Origin of the sequence: Rhodopseudomonas sp., assembly GCF_036404135.1 — a bacterium.
Taxonomy (GTDB): domain Bacteria; phylum Pseudomonadota; class Alphaproteobacteria; order Rhizobiales; family Xanthobacteraceae; genus Rhodopseudomonas_A.
Genome location: NZ_DASWPE010000002.1, coordinates 1 through 16075 on the forward strand (window position 1 = coordinate 1; position 16075 = coordinate 16075).

Annotated in this window: 12 protein-coding genes and 1 tRNA gene; 7 read left to right on the forward strand and 6 right to left on the reverse strand. The window is 67.5% G+C overall.

Annotated elements, in window-relative coordinates; translation table 11 throughout:
- Positions 1 to 238: 238 nt before the first annotated feature.
- Positions 239 to 454: a helix-turn-helix transcriptional regulator gene (locus tag VGC77_RS00145; RefSeq protein ID WP_331169551.1), complete on the forward strand. Its 216-nt coding sequence runs from the start codon at positions 239 to 241 to the stop codon at positions 452 to 454.
- A 190-nt stretch (positions 455 to 644) separates the two neighbouring features.
- On the opposite strand, the gene VGC77_RS00150 is transcribed toward VGC77_RS00145, so the two are convergent.
- The 5 genes from VGC77_RS00150 to VGC77_RS00170 form a co-directional block, all read right to left on the reverse strand.
- Complete coding sequence (locus tag VGC77_RS00150) at positions 645 to 1886, reverse strand: tyrosine-type recombinase/integrase (RefSeq protein WP_331169552.1); 1242 nt, start codon at positions 1884 to 1886, stop codon at positions 645 to 647.
- A gap of 165 nt (positions 1887 to 2051) precedes the next feature.
- Positions 2052 to 2127: transfer RNA gene (locus tag VGC77_RS00155), tRNA-Thr, on the reverse strand.
- Between the two features lie 189 nt (positions 2128 to 2316).
- Positions 2317 to 3987 carry a heme biosynthesis protein HemY gene (locus tag VGC77_RS00160; RefSeq protein ID WP_331169553.1) on the reverse strand — a complete coding sequence of 557 codons (1671 nt, stop codon included), beginning with the start codon at positions 3985 to 3987 and terminating at the stop codon, positions 2317 to 2319.
- Positions 3988 to 3994: 7 nt separating this feature from the next.
- On the reverse strand, positions 3995 to 5410 hold the full coding sequence (locus VGC77_RS00165) for a hypothetical protein (protein WP_331169554.1): 1416 nt from the start codon (positions 5408 to 5410) through the stop codon (positions 3995 to 3997).
- A 39-nt stretch (positions 5411 to 5449) separates the two neighbouring features.
- Positions 5450 to 6196 (reverse strand): uroporphyrinogen-III synthase, encoded by a 747-nt coding sequence (locus VGC77_RS00170; protein WP_331169555.1) that lies wholly within the window; start codon positions 6194 to 6196, stop codon positions 5450 to 5452.
- A gap of 127 nt (positions 6197 to 6323) precedes the next feature.
- Between VGC77_RS00170 and tsaD the strand changes: the two genes are divergently transcribed.
- The 3 genes from tsaD (at position 6324) to VGC77_RS00185 (ending at position 9062) form a co-directional block, all read left to right on the forward strand.
- A complete protein-coding gene (gene tsaD, locus VGC77_RS00175) occupies positions 6324 to 7469 on the forward strand; it encodes a tRNA (adenosine(37)-N6)-threonylcarbamoyltransferase complex transferase subunit TsaD (protein WP_414709585.1) in 1146 nt (381 codons plus the stop codon).
- A 186-nt stretch (positions 7470 to 7655) separates the two neighbouring features.
- Complete coding sequence (locus VGC77_RS00180; protein WP_331169557.1) at positions 7656 to 8645, forward strand: NAD(P)H-dependent glycerol-3-phosphate dehydrogenase; 990 nt, start codon at positions 7656 to 7658, stop codon at positions 8643 to 8645.
- A gap of 3 nt (positions 8646 to 8648) precedes the next feature.
- Positions 8649 to 9062, forward strand: coding sequence for an EVE domain-containing protein (locus tag VGC77_RS00185; protein ID WP_331169558.1), 414 nt, complete (start codon positions 8649 to 8651; stop codon positions 9060 to 9062).
- 99 nt (positions 9063 to 9161) lie between these two features.
- Here VGC77_RS00185 and VGC77_RS00190 read toward each other — a convergent pair whose 3' ends face one another.
- Positions 9162 to 10259: a DNA topoisomerase IB gene (locus VGC77_RS00190; RefSeq protein ID WP_414709586.1), complete on the reverse strand. Its 1098-nt coding sequence runs from the start codon at positions 10257 to 10259 to the stop codon at positions 9162 to 9164.
- 512 nt (positions 10260 to 10771) lie between these two features.
- Between VGC77_RS00190 and acs the strand changes: the two genes are divergently transcribed.
- The 3 genes from acs (at position 10772) to VGC77_RS00205 (ending at position 16072) form a co-directional block, all read left to right on the forward strand.
- Complete coding sequence (gene acs / locus VGC77_RS00195; protein ID WP_331169559.1) at positions 10772 to 12715, forward strand: acetate--CoA ligase; 1944 nt, start codon at positions 10772 to 10774, stop codon at positions 12713 to 12715.
- A gap of 587 nt (positions 12716 to 13302) precedes the next feature.
- Positions 13303 to 13818 carry a L,D-transpeptidase gene (locus VGC77_RS00200; protein WP_331169560.1) on the forward strand — a complete coding sequence of 172 codons (516 nt, stop codon included), beginning with the start codon at positions 13303 to 13305 and terminating at the stop codon, positions 13816 to 13818.
- 229 nt (positions 13819 to 14047) lie between these two features.
- Positions 14048 to 16072: a methyl-accepting chemotaxis protein gene (locus VGC77_RS00205; RefSeq protein ID WP_331169561.1), complete on the forward strand. Its 2025-nt coding sequence runs from the start codon at positions 14048 to 14050 to the stop codon at positions 16070 to 16072.
- Positions 16073 to 16075 lie beyond the last annotated feature (3 nt).

Genomic DNA, 16075 nt, shown 5'->3' on the forward strand with positions numbered 1-16075 from the left:
CCGCAAGCAACAACTCGGCATCGCGTTCGAAACAGGCCGCCGGCTCGGCCAAGAATTGGCATTCACCCACGGCATCGATCTCGGCAGAGGCCGGGGCATCGGAATTTGACCCATCCTATTTTCCGCCGACTCTTCGCCACAGTACGGCGACGCGCAAAACCCTCTTGCGTGTCCTTGAATGCCTGCCCTGTCTGGTCTCAGCAGTCGTCAGAAACAGCCAGCAGGAGGCCGCACGGCCATGCGCGAACCAGATCGTATCATCCGTCTGAAAGCTGTCCTTTCCCGGACCGGGCTGTCCCGATCCACGATCTACCGCAAGATTGCCGAGGGCACGTTTCCGGCCCAGCTCAAAATCAGTATCAACGGCGCAGGCTGGCGCGAATCTGACATCAACCGCTGGGTCGCAGATCCCGTCTCATGGCGCCCGAAACACGAGTTCGATGAGGCCCGGTGAGGTCGGTGGTTGTGCCATGTTCTCGCTGGTCCTTCAGGCTCCGCAGCCAGCGCCATGTGGGAATAGTGCGAAGCTAATTGATGGTGAGCGCCGTCGACGCATTGACGCCGCCGTCGCTGGTTAGGAAAGGCGGACGGGCAGAGAAACGTTTCTCAGCGGGTGATGGCCACCCTTGAGGCGACTGATTAGTTCAACGATTGGCTTTAGCGGCGTTCTGTTCAGCGCGAACAAACGTCACAACCTCGCCGCCCTCGCGTAGGACATCGAGATACTCCGCCCACCAGGCCATCATCTTGACGCGCTCGTCCCAATGCTCGCCGCGCGCATAAGCACGGCGAACGCTGTTGCTCTCCACGTGCGCGAGCGCGCGTTCGATCGCATCGGGATTCCACCTTCCGCATTCGTTCAAAAACGTCGAAGCCGTCGCGCGAAAACCGTGCGCCGTCGCCTCGTCCTGCGAGTAACCGAGCCGGCGCAGCGCCCCATTTAAGGTGTTCTCGGAAATCGGCCGAAGCACCGTTCTGATTGACGGGAAGACGAGCCTCCCGGCCCCCGTGACGCGATGAAGCTCCTTCAGCACGGCAATGGCCTGCGCCGGCAACGGCACCCGATGCGGGCGGCGCATCTTCATGCGGCTTTCGGGAACGGTCCATATCGCCGCTTGGAGGTCGAACTCCGACCATTCCGCGACACGCAACTCGCCCGGCCGCGGGAACAAAAATGCCATGAGCTTCAGGGCGGCACGCGTTGTCGGTTGTCCGTCGAAGCTATCGATCGCGCGCAGCAGCGCACCGAACGCCTGACGCTCCGTGATAGCCGCGCGCGGCGTTACAGTTGGGCTCGTAAGCGCGCCCCGGAGGGCAAGAGTGGGATCGTTCTCCGCTCGCGCGGTTGCAATCGCATAGCGGAAGACGCACCCGATGGTACCTCGGAGACGGCGAGCGCTTTCGAGCCGACCGCGGACTTCGACCTTGCGGAGAACCGTCAAAATCTCGGCCGCGGTGATTTCAGCGATTGGACGCTGACCGAGCATTGGGCGCGCGATGCCAAGGAGCCATGTGGTCTTCTCGATAGTGCGCTCAGAGCGACCCTCTCGGGTTTGCTTGGCAATAAATTCGTCAGCCAGAAGCGCGAATGTGTTCGCCGCCACCGCCTGCCGCGCCAACTTGTCGAGCCGCTGTTTGACGCCAGGGTCGGCTCCGGCCGCCAACACCCTCTTCGCGTCATCTCGCTTCACCCGCGCCTCCAAAAGCGAGACCTGCGGGTAGATCCCCAACGCGAGGGATTTCTGTTTGCCGCCGAATCTATATGCGAGGCGCCACAACCTACCGCCGGTCGGCTGCACCAGCAGAAAGAGACCACCGCCGTCGCTGATCTTGGACGGAGAAGGCCCCGGTTTAGCGTTCCTGCATTGGGCGTCGGTAAGGGACATTTGTTGGTATCTCCCTTGTTGGTCACTTCCGCGTACCAACAGAAAGACCAACAAATCAGGCGAATGCAGGGCGCCGGCCACGAACGGCTACGCTCTGAAAACCGTTGATTACCAGCGGCTTGAGCGACGGCTGCGGATGAGGGCGAACAGTGGAGAAGATGAGGATGGTGCCGCAAGAGGGATTCGAACCCCCGACCCCGTCATTACGAATGACGTGCTCTACCAGCTGAGCTATTGCGGCATATCAAGCGGTGAGCCTGACCTAAGAGCGTCGGACGGCGGCCGGGGACGAAGCATCCACGGCAGCCGGGCGGCGCGAGCCGCCGCTTCATAGCCGGAAAGCGCGCCGTGGTCAAAACCATGCGCGCCGGTTCGGCGCAATATCAAGCACCATGGCCGGACCCGTCGGGGGAGCCTCGGCCGGCGCCGCTCAATTGTCCCGCCGCGGCCGGTAGCCGCGCCAATTGCCGCCCTGGCTGGCCGCCGGATTGGGCTTGTCGTCGAAGTCGTTGTTGGCGGCCTCGTCGTCGTCGATCCCGGGATCGTCCGGCGCGCGCACGATCGGGATCACCGGCGCGGCGCCGCGCTGCGGCCGATGGAACAGCGGCGTCGATGTGTCGGTCGGACCGACCACCGGCGCTTCCGCCGCGGCCTTGCCCTCCATCACCACCTCGACCGGTTCGGCCGGCTTGCTCGCCGCCGTGGTCGCCTCTGACCTGTCCAGCTCCGAGGTGACGCCCTCGGTGACCTCTTCGGCCAGCGATTCGATCAGCGTCTCGTCGAACACGTCGGACTCCAGCACCACCGCCTTGTTGGTCGGCAGTTCGGCGAGCGGCGTGGTCCACTGGAACGCGTCGAGCCGGCCGGTCACCGGCGACACCGGACGCCAGCGGTCGGACACGCAGCCGTCGGCGGTCCACACCGGGTCGCGCAACGCCCGTACCGCGCGCAACGTCCAGGCCCGCGCGCTGCGCGAATCCTTGCGCTCGGTGTGCTCGATCTCCGCCATCAGCATGGCGACGCGCTGGGTCGGCGCGTCGACGAACGGCGTCAGCACGCCGCGGGCGCGGTTGAAGTCGCCGGCGTCGATCGCCGCGCGGGCCACCGCCAGCGCGCCTTCGATATGGCCGGAGGCTTTCGCGGCCAGCGCCTCGACCCGCTGCAGCCGAGCCTGCGCGGTATCGCCGGGCTTGATGTGGGCGTAGGCCTCGGCCAGATCCGGATGCGGATGCGACAGCCACGCAGTCTCGAGGGTCTTCATGGCGCGGCGGATCTGATGCGCCTCGCTGAGATATTTGCTGGCCAGCACCGCCGCCGGCACCAGCGTCGGCGCCAGCTTGACGGCTTCCAGCGCGCTGTCGCGCGACAGGCTGACGTCGCTCTCCTCGCATTCGATCGCCCGCGCCGTCAGCAGCACGCCGCGCAGCCGCCGATAGGCCTTCTTGTCGATCAGGCCGGAGCTCAGGTTGTTTTCGAGGATCTCCAGCGCGCCCGACCAGTCGCCGCGGGCGCAGCGGAAACCCAGCACCGCATGCGACGCCCAGCTCGAGGCCGGCGACAGCCGCAGCGCCTCTTCGGCGATGGTCAGCGCGGCATAGGGATCTTCGGCGCGTTGCGCTTCGATGAACAGCCCGCGCATGCCGAGCGATTTGGTGTCGTCGCGCCCGGCCATCGCCAGGAAGGCGCGCTTGGCGCCGTCGCGGTCGCCGTCGAGCTGGGCGGATTGCGCCTGCAGCAACAGCGCCAGCGGATCCTGCGGCGAATGCCGCTTGGCAGCGTGGGCGTGGGCGCGGGCGATCGCGGCATCGCCATGGCCGACCGCGAGCAGGCCCTGGGTGATGGCGTGGCGGGCGCGGGCCTCGCGGCGCGCGCGGCGGCCGCGCCGCAGCCGGGCCGGCGAGCGCCACAGGCTGGCCACGATCGCCCAACCGAGGCCGACCGCGACGATGGTCGAGAGCAGCGCCAGCGCGAACACCGCCAGCGTCATCTCGGCCTGCCAGCCGCGCCAGGACAGCACCACATTGCCCGGCTGCTCGGCAAGCCAACCGGCTCCCGCCGCCGCCACGGCAATCACGACAAGAAACAGAATGATACGGAGCATCGGAGTCCTATGGTGATTTTTTCGGGAGCGCCGCCATCGCGGCGGCAGCGAACTGACGGGAGACGGCGAGAGCGGCGTCGCGGGCGGCGGCCTTGTCGAGCCAGGGCTGCGCCGGGGCGCGGTCGGCTGGATCGAGCGCGCCCAGTTCGCGCACGGCTTCCGCGAGATCGTTGCGTTGCGCGGCCACCGCAATGCGCGCCACGATCGCCGCACGGTCCTTGGCGGTGGCGGCGTCGGGCCGCTGGATCCGGACCAGCCGATCGGCGCCGGCCTGCAGCCGCTCGATGATGCTGACGGAGGCCTCCAGGCCGCCCGGGGCGGCCGCCAGCTTCGGCAATAGCGCCACCAGTTCACGGCTGAGCAGGGTGACGCTCGGCACTCCCGAGGCCGCGAACGCATCCAGCGGCTTCAGCGCCGCGGCGTCCGGCGCCAGCGGCTTGGCGACGTTGAGCACGCCGGCATAGGGCTCGCCCTGCCGCACCGAGACGTCGAGCAGCATCGCCGCCACCACGCGGCGCAGCGCGGTGTCGTCCGGCGCGGCGGGCAGCGCCACCTGGGTCTTGGCGGCGCGCTCCAGCCGGTCGAGCCGCTCGTCGAGCGGCGCCAGATCGACCGTCGGCGCCGGGGTCTTCACCGCCTGTTCGAGCTGGCTCAGCCGTTCGTTGAGCGGGGCGAGATCGACCGCGGCCGGCGCCTCGCCGAGCGCCGCGGCGGGCGCGCTGCCGTCACCCGTCTTCAGCGCATTGACGGCGGCGGAGAGTTGCGCGGACTGGGTGCGCACCGCGGCGAGATCATCGCGCAGCGCTGCGAGCGATTTCTCCACCGCGTCGAGCCGCGGCGCCAGCTTAGGATCGGCCGGCGACGCTGCGGTTGGCGTCGACGCGGCGCTCGATACCGCCGCGACCTTGGATTCGAGGCCGGACAGCCGTGCGTTCAGCGCATCCAGCGCGGCGGCATCGGTTTGCGCGGCGGGAGCCGCCGGCGGCGGCGCCAGATTGGGACCGAGCGCGAACCAGGCGGCGCCGACCACGATCGCGGCGGCCACCGCGCCGGACAGCGTCGGGGCGATGATCGAAGCCGAGCGCGGCGCCGGCTCGGACACCGCCGCGCCCGGGGACGCGGCGGCGCGGGGTTCGTTGTCCACGGCATCGGGCTGCGCCGCGCCGGGCGCGACGACATCGGGCGTGACGGCAGCGGGCGCCGGAGCATCGGCCGCGTCATTGGCCTCCAACACCGCCTGCAGCGCGGTGTCCTGATCGATCGGCGCGGTGGGCTGCGCCGCAGCAGTCGCGGCGTCGGTCGCCGGCTTGGACTCCTGCGGCGGCTGCGCCTCGTCCGACGGGGGCAGATGTTCCGATCGGTTCGCGTCCGTCGCCGAGCGATTGTCGTGGGGCCTGACCTTGACCATCGTCACCTTCCTCATCACCGCGGCCGAATCCAGCGCGATTCGCCGTCACTTCCTTTACCGTGCCAGCGGGCTCAGCGCACGATCTAGCACGTCGAACAGCGCCGCCTCATCCGGGGTCCGCGCCTCGAACACCCGGGTCGCCCCGGCCTCGCGCACCACCGCGGCGACCGCCGTCGACAGACAGCATTGCGGCAGCGCCAGCGCCGAAATCTCGATCCCGGCGCTGCGCGCGGCATCCAGAAACGACCGCGCGCTGCGTCCCGAATAGTGCAACACGGCCTCGATCCGATCGGCGGCAAAGGCGTCGCACACCGCATCGGGCAGGTCGCGTATCGGTATCATTTTATAAGCGGTCTGCGTGGCGATCGTGAACCCCAGCGCGCGCAACTCGCCGGCGAGATCGCGCGCCACCTCGGCGCCGGACAGATACAACAAGGTATCGGACTTCTGCAGTTGCTTGGCGCGGGCGAGCGCGACGATCTTGTCGCGCAGCGCGCTGGCGTCGCCGTCAGCCACGATGACGTTGCGAAATCCACTGTCGCGCGCACTTTGCGCGGTACGCGCGCCGACCGCGAACAACGGCAGATCGAGCAGCCGGGCGCTGGCGGTCTGGCCGGCGACGGCGCGTAGCGCGTTGGCGCTGGTGACCACCACAGCGCCATAGCTCGCCTGCGGATCGTCCTTCACCGCCACCGCTTCGAACCGCAGCATCGGCGCCAGCAGCACCTCGTATCCCTTGGCCCGCAACGCCGCGGCGGTGGTCTCGTTATCGGGCTGCGGGCGGGTCACGAGCAGGGCCACGCTCAGATCTCCGCGCGCGACTGCAAGATCATCGGACAGCGAAAGCCTGGCCGGAGCGCGGGCGCTGCGGCCACGACTGCTCCAGCGGGGGATTGCAAACCAGACGATTGCATACACAGACCCCGCAATGCTACGCCGGGCAAGGAAAACGCCGGTTTGGCGGCAAACGCAAGGGCTCAATTTGGCTACCGATACAGCGTCTCTGGTGCTGGGGATCGAGACCACTTGCGACGAAACCGCGGCCGCCGTGGTCGAGCGCCGCAGCGATGGCAGCGGCCGCATCCTGTCCAACGTCGTGCACTCGCAGATCGAGGATCACGCGCCGTTCGGCGGCGTGGTTCCGGAGATCGCCGCGCGCGCCCATGTCGATCTGCTCGACGGCATCGTCGCGCGTGCGATGCAGCAGTCAGGCGTCGGCTTCAAGGATTTGTCCGGCATCGCCGCCGCCGCCGGCCCCGGACTGATCGGCGGCGTGATCGTCGGCCTGACCACCGCCAAAGCCATCGCGCTGGTGCACAACACGCCGCTGGTTGCGGTCAACCATCTGGAAGCCCACGCGCTGACGCCGCGGCTGACCGACGCGCTGCAATTTCCCTATTGCCTGTTTCTGGCGTCGGGCGGCCACACCCAGATCGTCGCCGTGCTCGGCGTCGGCAACTACGTCCGGCTCGGCACCACGGTCGACGACGCGATGGGCGAGGCCTTCGACAAGGTCGCCAAGATGCTCGGGCTGCCCTATCCCGGCGGACCGCAGGTGGAGCGCGCCGCGGCCAGCGGCGACGCCGAACGCTTTGCCTTTCCGCGGCCGATGCTCGGCCGCGCCGACGCCAACTTTTCTCTGTCCGGCTTGAAAACCGCGGTGCGCAACGAGGCGGGCCGGCTGGCGCCGCTGCAGCCGCAGGACATCAACGATTTGTGCGCCGGCTTCCAGGCCGCGGCGCTGGACTCCACCGCCGACCGGCTGCATGTCGGCTTAAGGATTTTTCGCGAGCGGTTCGGCGCGCCACACGCGCTGGTGGCCGCCGGCGGCGTCGCCGCCAATCAGGCGATCCGCGGCGCGTTGCGAGAGGTCGCCACCGCGGCCGGCACGCAATTCATGATCCCGCCGCCGGCGCTGTGCACCGACAATGGCGCGATGATCGCCTGGGCCGGCGCGGAGCGGCTGGCGCTCGGCCTGACCGATAGCCTCGAATTCGCGCCGCGGGCGCGCTGGCTGCTCGACGCCAACGTCACCACGCCGGCGCAATTCGCCAACACCCGCGCGGGCTTCTAGAGATTGTCGATGTGCAGTGAACGATGCCACGAGCGCAGCCTCACCTCTCGCATTGGGAGAGGTCAGATCGCTCTTGCGATCCGGGTGAGGGGTTTTGACCTCTCGATAGTTCGTACCCCCTCACCCCAACCCTCTCCCCATGGGAGAGGGAGCGCGTTTCCGGTGTCGCAACCATGAGGCCTTTCCATGCTGTCCTATAATTCGGTGGCGGTGCTCGGCGGCGGCGCCTGGGGCACCGCGCTGGCGCAGACCTGCGCCCGCGCCGGCCGGGACGTCGTGCTGTGGGAGCACGACGCCGGCAACGCAACGCAATTAGCGACCAAGCGGGAGAGCCTATATCTGCCGGGCGTGACGCTGGAATCCTCCATCAAGGTCAGCCGCGACCTGGGCCAAGCCGCACAGGCGCAGGCGATCCTGCTGGTGGTGCCGGCGCAGGTGCTGCGCCAGGTGGTCGCATCGTTGGCGCCGCTGGTCGCCGAGCGCACGCCGCTGGTGGCCTGTGCCAAGGGCATCGAGCACGGCAGCCACAAATTCATGACCGAGATCATCAGTGAGGCGGCGCCGCAGGCGACGCCGGCGATCCTGTCGGGGCCGAGCTTCGCCGCCGACGTGGCACGCGGGCTGCCGACCGCGGTGACGATCGCCGCGACCGACGCCGGCATCGCGCAGGCTTTGGCGCAGGCGATGAACTCCGGCACGTTCCGGCCGTATCACTCCACCGACGTGCGCGGCGTCGAACTCGGCGGCGCCACGAAGAACGTGCTGGCGATCGCCGCCGGCATCGTCGAAGGCCGCAAGCTCGGCGCTTCGGCTTTGGCGGCGATGACCACGCGCGGCTTCGCCGAACTGGTGCGGTTCGGCAAGGCCTGCGGCGCGCGCACCGAAACCATGATGGGACTGTCCGGGCTCGGCGACCTGATCCTGACCTGCGGCACCGCGCAGTCGCGCAACTTCTCGTTCGGCGTGGCGCTCGGCCGCGGCGAGAGCGCCGCCGAGGCCTCGCACGGCAAGCTCGCCGAAGGCGCCTTCACCGCGCCGGTGCTGTTGGAGATGGCGCGGCTGAAGCAGGTCGAGATGCCGATCTCGGCCGCGGTCGCCGCCATCCTCGCGGGTCAGATGAGCGTCGATGCCGCGATCGAGGGACTGCTGACGCGGCCGCTGAAGGCGGAGGAATAGCCGATGGCGTTCTGGCTGGTGAAGTCGGAGCCCTCGACCTGGTCGTGGGACCAGCAAGTTGCGAAGGGCGCCAAGGGCGAGGCCTGGACCGGCGTGCGCAACCACAGTGCCAAGCTGCACATGATGAAGATGAAGAAAGGCGACCGCGCCTTCTACTATCACTCCAACGAGGGCAAGGAGATCGTCGGCATCGCCGAGATCATCCGCGAGGCCTATCCGGACCCCACCGACGAGTCGGGCAAGTTCGTCTGCGTCGACATCAAGGCGCTGAAGCCCTTGAAAACCCCGGTGACGCTGGCGGCGATCAAGGCCGAGAAGGCGCTGAGCGAAATGGCGCTCCTGAAACAGTCGCGGCTGTCGGTGCAGCCGGTGACGGCGGACGAGTGGACCATCGTCTGCAAGATGGGCGGGGTGTAGCCACCCCCTCGTCGGGTGAGCGAGGCGCTGTTGCGCCGTGCCCAACTACTTTCACCGCGCGTTGGTGGGCACGCTTCGCCCTACGCTGTTAACGCAATCCTACCCCGCCGCCGCCACCACCTGCATCAACAGCTGCTCGCGTTTCGACTGCGAGCGATAGCCCTTCATGGTCGCGGCGAAGCGCTCCAGGATGCCGTCCTCGAACGCGGTGACGATGGTGTCGTGAACGTAGCTCTTGCGACAGATCGCCGGCGTGTTGGACAACTCATCCGCGGCGGCGCGCACCGCCTCCAGCACCTGCTTGCGGCGGCCGCGCTGGCTGGTCGCCGGCGAAATCCGCGACAGCGATTCCAGCACCACCGCCGACGCCATCAGGGTGCGAAAATCCTTCAGCGAAATTTTGATGCCGGCGATCTCGCGCAAGAAGGTGTTCACTTGCGCGGTGGAGATGTTGCGCACCACGCCGGCGTCGTCGCGATACTGAAACATCCGCTTGCCCGGCACGGTGCGCAGGATGCCGAGCGCGCGGATCAGCTTGGAGGCGTCGCATTCCTTGCGCACCGCCTTGCCGCCCTTGGCCTTGAAGCTCAGCACCACGCAATCGTCGTCGATCGCGACGTTGGACTTCAGCAGCGTGGTGGCGCCGCGGGTGCCGTTGAGCCGGGCGTAGGATTCGTTGCCGGGGCGGATCGCGGTGCGGGCGATCAGCTCGATCACCGCAGCCAGCGCGAATTCCCGGTTAGGCTCCGAGCTCGCCAGATGCTGCGACACCGCGCGGCGGATCTTCGGCAGCGCGCCGACCAGGGTCGCCAAGCGGTGCGCCTTGCGGGTCTCGCGGACCTTTTCCCAATCCGAATGATAACGATATTGCAGCCGGCCGGCGACGTCGCGGCCGACCGCCTGCAGATGCGAGGTTGGATCGGCGGCGTAGCGCACCTCGACATAGGCCGGCGGCATCGCCATCGCGTTGAGACGCTTGATGGTGCCGCGATGCCGCACCACGCTGCCGTCGGCGCGAATGAAGGCGTAGCCCTTGCCGCGCTTGATGCGGCGGATGGTCAGCTCGTCCTGCACCCCGAGCTTGAGGCCGAGGTCGGAGGCCAGGATTTCCACGCTCTGCCCGCCCGGAGCCGTCGATGGCTCAGCCGATTCCACCGCGACGGGCCGCGGCCGCTCAAAATTCTGCTGATCCATCATGGTGTTGCGCACCTCATGCGAGCCACCGCGGTAATGCGGCGGCCGGCCCATTGGTTCCCAGGGGTGGAGCTGCCTCGCCGTCTTGGTTGATGGAGGCTGTCGCGCACCCGCGGGAGAACCACACAATCCTCAACCAGTTACCGCCAAATCGCCTGCGGACAATCACGACGCCGGCATCGGACCGGCGCCGCGGCCTGCAATCGCCCCTGCCCGGCGCCGCGGACGCACGACGACGGGGCGATGACCGCCATCAAGGCCAAAAGTCCAATGCATCACCGCTTGTCGCCGCCCCGGCCCCCGACGCATAATCCTTCAACAAGAAAAACCGGACGGTGCAGCGATCGAGATCATCCGTCGCCGGCGACGCTCATCTTTGGACGGCCCTTCGCGCGGACCCCGTTGTCCGGCGGTTGCGGCGAGTTCGGTCCAGGGATATGCCGCCGCGACGCGACCACGACGTGAGGCACTGACGGCAATGCGCGGCAATGGCCGCTTTTGGGGTGGAGGAACGAATGTCCGAGAAGATCTATGACGTGTCCCCGGAATGGGCGGCGCGCGCCTTCATCGACGATGCGAAGTATCGCGAGATGTACGCCCGCTCGGTGAGCGATCCGACCGGCTTCTGGGGCGAGCAGGCGCAGCGCATCGGCTGGATCAAGCCGTTCACCAAGGTCGAGAATTCCTCCTTCGCGCCGGGCCATGTCGCGATCAAATGGTTCGAGGACGGCGTGCTCAACGTGGCCTGGAATTGCATCGACCGGCATCTGCACGATCGCGCCGAGCAGACCGCGATCATCTGGGAGGGCGACGATCCGTCGGAATCCCGCAACATCAGCTATCGCGAGCTGCACGACGAGGTCTGCAAATTCGCCAACGTGCTGCGCAGCCGCAACGTCCAGAAGGGCGACCGCGTCACCATCTATCTGCCGATGATCCCGGAAGCCGCCTTCGCGATGCTGGCCTGCGCTCGGATCGGCGCGATCCATTCGGTGGTGTTCGCCGGCTTCTCGCCGGACAGTCTCGCCCAGCGCATCACCGACTGCCAGTCGAAGATCGTGATCACCGCCGACGAAGGCCTGCGCGGCGGCCGCCGCGTGCCGCTGAAGGCCAATGTCGACGCCGCCTTGAAGAAGTGCGAGGGCGTCGACTGGGTGCTGGTGGTCAAGCGCACCGGCGCCGACGTGTTCATGGATGACGTGCGCGACTTCTGGTACGCCGACGCCGCCGAGATGGTGACCACGGACTGCCCGTGCGAGCCGATGCACGCCGAGGACCCGCTGTTCATCCTCTACACCTCGGGCTCCACCGGCCAGCCCAAGGGCGTGCTGCACACTTCCGGCGGCTATCTGGTGTTTGCCGCGATGACCCACCAATACGTGTTCGATTATCACGACGGCGACATCTACTGGTGCACCGCCGATGTCGGCTGGGTCACCGGCCACAGCTACATCCTCTACGGGCCGCTGGCCAACGGCGCCACCACGTTGATGTTCGAGGGCGTGCCGAACTATCCGAGCAACTCCCGGTTCTGGGAGGTGATCGACAAGCACCAGGTCAACATTTTCTACACCGCGCCGACCGCGATCCGCGCCTTGATGCAGGGCGGCGACGAGCCGGTGAAGAAGACCTCGCGCAAGAGCCTGCGACTGCTCGGCTCGGTCGGCGAGCCGATCAATCCGGAAGCCTGGGAATGGTATCACCGCGTGGTCGGTGAGGATCGCTGCCCGATCGTCGACACCTGGTGGCAGACCGAGACCGGCGGCATCCTGATCACGCCGTTGCCGGGCGCCACCAAATTGAAGCCGGGCTCGGCGACAAGGCCGTTCTTCGGCGTGGTGCCGCAGATCCTCGACGCCGACGCCAACGTGCTGGAAGGCGAATGTCAGGGCAATCTGTGCCTGGCGCGCTCCTGGCCCGGGCAGATGCGCACCGTCTATGGCGATCACGCCCGCTTCGAGAGCACCTATTTCTCGGCCTATCCCGGCAAGTACTTCACCGGCGACGGCTGCCGCCGCGACGCCGACGGTTACTACTGGATCACCGGGCGGGTCGACGACGTCATCAACGTCTCCGGCCACCGCATGGGCACCGCGGAGGTCGAGAGTTCGCTGGTCGCGCATGCCAAGGTCTCGGAGGCCGCGGTGGTCGGCTATCCGCACGACATCAAGGGCCAGGGCATCTACGCCTACGTCACGCTGATGGACGGCACCGAACCGACCGAAGAGCTGCGCAAGGAATTGGTGGCCTGGGTGCGCAAGGACATCGGGCCGATCGCCTCGCCGGACCTGATCCAGTTCGCCCCAAGCCTGCCGAAGACCCGCTCCGGCAAGATCATGCGCCGTATCTTGCGCAAGATCGCCGAGGACGAGCCCTCGACGCTCGGCGACACCTCGACGCTGGCCGATCCCGCGGTGGTTGAAGACCTGGTCGAGCACCGCCAGAACAAGCGGCTGTAAGGCGGCGGAGTTGGTCATTACCCGTTCGGCCGGCCTTCGACCGACCCGGCGACTGAAACGCTTGCGCTGACCGGTCTTTCGAAGTTGATCGGAGCGGTGCGGCGTTGGCCCCTCGCCCCGCTTGCGGGGAGAGGGTGGCGTGACAAGCGAAGCTTGGCGCGCCGGGTGAGGGGGCGCCTCGTGATGTCGAAGCGCCCCCTCACCCGGCCCGGCTTCGCCGGCGCTACGCCGGGTCGACCTCTCCCCGCAAGCGGGGAGAGGTTAAGTCAGTGCTCGCAGCGAGAGTAATTTCGGGCCTCCGCGCAGCGCGCCTGGCCGACGTCACGCCTCCTTCAACAAAATTTGTGGGCGCAGCGCGCGCCGCAGGTCGGATTCCCGGCGTGTGTTGTTTTCCAGGCATTTACTTTGTCGGCGGGATTTTCTTGTTTGGGCCCTGCAAATGCAGCGGAGCCGCCCGGCGCGCATGATTTGGTTACGCCCACCGGACGACACTCGCGAATGCAGGAGAGGCGAAGCCGGCCCAGCAGAGGCCGGACGTAATTGCATTCAAACCCGCAGCGTGCGGCGACATTGGATTGGAGAAATCGATGAATTTGAGGATCAGCCTGGCCATTGCGGCCGCGATCGGCGGCGGCCTGTTGACCGCGCCGGCCGCCGAAGCCCGCCCGGACATGGTGGCCTATCGCGGCGACTACACGCCGGGCACCATCGTGGTGAAGACCAACGAGCGCCGGCTCTATCTCATTCTCGACGAGCGCACCGCGGTGCGTTATCCGGTCGGCGTCGGCAAGGCCGGCAAGCAATGGGCCGGGGCAACCAAGATCGACGGCAAATATCGCGAGCCGGCGTGGTCGCCGCCCGCCGACGTCAAGCGCGACAATCCGAACATGCCGGACGTGATCCCCGGCGGGTCGCCGGCCAATCCGATGGGCGTGGCGGCGATGACGCTGGCCGGCGGCGAATACGCCATCCACGGCACCAACCGCCCCGCCTCGATCGGCGGCTTCGTCTCCTATGGTTGCGTGCGGATGTATAACGAGGACATCAGCGACCTGTATCAGCGGGTCCCGGTCGGCACCCAGGTGGTGGTCACCGCGCATTGAGGCTTGAGCCTTTCGCCAATCGTCAACGAGCCGCGCCCTTCGCGCGGCTTTTTTTTGCGGGCGGCGGCGGAGCCGGTTGGGTTATTGCGGCCTTGGTGTGGCAGCAGGCCTGCATCGCCGGTTGCAACGGCCGAGAATTAAACTCTCCTTGTAGTTGTACCAGGTAGAATATTCATCTTCCCTTCAGCGTTAAGCCGTCCTGTACAGCCTCACTCTTTTGGGGCACCCGATGGCAAAATTCCGCATTGGCACGAAACTCGGGCTGACCGCCGGCATCGGCGTGTTGCTGGTCGGCGGCATGCTGACCAACGAGTGGCTGGGCAATGATTCGATCGCGACGTCGAGCCGCTTTGTGCTGGTCAACACCAGCAACAAAGCCAACGCCCAGGCGGCCGACGCCGCGATGCTGCGCGCGCAGCTCGCGATCCACGATCTCACCGACGTGCAGACCGTGGAGCAGCTCGACGCCAGCGCCCGCAAGGGCCGCGACGCCATCGCCGAAGCCAACCGCGAGATCGACGCCGCCGAGCAGCGCGCCACCCGCGAGGTCACCAAGGTCGCCTATCGCGAAATCAAGCCGCTGCTGGAGCGCAGCGAGGCGCTGATCGGCGAGCTCGCGGCCGCACGCAGGTCGTCGATCGTCGGCATGACCAAGCGCGCCGGCACCACCGCGGCCTGGACCCGCTCGATCGAAACCCTGATCGCGTCGCCGGCCTTCGTCGCGCTCGACAATCGCGGCGACGTCGAAGGCGCGCTGCGCCAGGCCGACACCCTGCTGCAGACCGCGCGCGCCACCTCCTGGCGCTTCATGGCGCTGTCCGACCTCAAGCTGATTCCGACCATCACCAGCGACGCGACCAAGTCGGTCGAGGCGCTGAAGCGGGCGCGCAGCCTGACCTCCGATCGTGCCATCGCCGCCCAGATCGACGCGCTGATCGCGGAAGACAGCAGCTACCAAGCCTACACCGACGCGGTGATCAAATCCGAAGTCCAGGCGATCGCCATCCGCAACGACAAGATCGCGCCGGTGATCGGCGAGATCGGCGGCCGCATCGACAAGCTGGTCGACGTCGCTAACGAATACACCGCCAAGCGGCAGGGCGAATTGCTCGCGGTCCTGGAGCAGGTGCGCAGCGTCGGCAGCATCGTCGGCATGCTGGTGGTGCTGGTGCTGATCGGCTCGGCGCTGTTCTCGGTGATGAATATCGCCCGCCCGATCCGCCGGATCGGCGAGGTGCTGCTGGAACTCGCCGGCGGCAACAAGAGCGTGGCGATTCCCTACACCGAACGCGGCGACGAAGTCGGCGACAACGCCCGCGCCGCCCGCACCTTCAAGGACAATCTGATCCAGATCGAACGCATGGAGGGCGAGCAGAAGAGCCTCGAACTGGCCACCGCCAGCCAGCGCAAGGCCGACATGAACAAGCTCGCCGATCAGTTCCAGGCCGCGGTCGGCGGCATCGTCGCCACGGTGTCGACCGCTTCGGGCGAATTGGAAGCCGCCGCCGGCAGGCTGTCCAGCACTGCCGAACAGACCCAGCAATTGTCCGGCATGGTGGCCTCGGCCTCGGAAGAAGCCTCCGCCAACGTCGAATCGGTGGCCTCCGCCACCGAGGAGATGAGCACCTCGGTGATCGAGATCAGCCGGCAGGTGCACGATTCCAGCCGCATCGCCGGCGACGCGGTGAAGCAGGCGCAGCAGACCGACCTGCGGATCAACGAATTGCTGAAGGCCGCAGGCCGAATCGGCGACGTCGTCAAGCTGATCACCGCGATCGCCGAGCAGACCAACCTGTTGGCGCTGAACGCCACCATCGAGGCGGCGCGCGCCGGGGAGTCCGGCCGCGGCTTCGCCGTGGTCGCCTCCGAGGTGAAGGCTCTGGCCGAGCAGACCGCCAAGGCCACCGACGAAATCAGCACCCAGATCGCCGGGATGCAGACCGCGACCCAGGACTCGGTCGGCGCCATCAAGGAAATCGGCGCCACCATCACCAGGATTGCCGACATCTCCTCGACCATCGCCTCCACCGTCGAGGAACAGGGCGCCGCCACCGCGGAGATCGCCCGCAACGTCAGCGAAGCCGCCAAGGGCACCGCCGAGGTCGCCGACAAGATCGTCCAGGTCAACCACGGCGCCAGCGCCACCGGCTCCGCCTCGGCGCAAGTGCTGGCCTCGGCGCAGTCGCTGTCGCGGCAGAGCAGCAGCCTGCAGACCGAGGTGAGCAACTTCCTGCGCACGGTGCGCGCCGCCTGAACC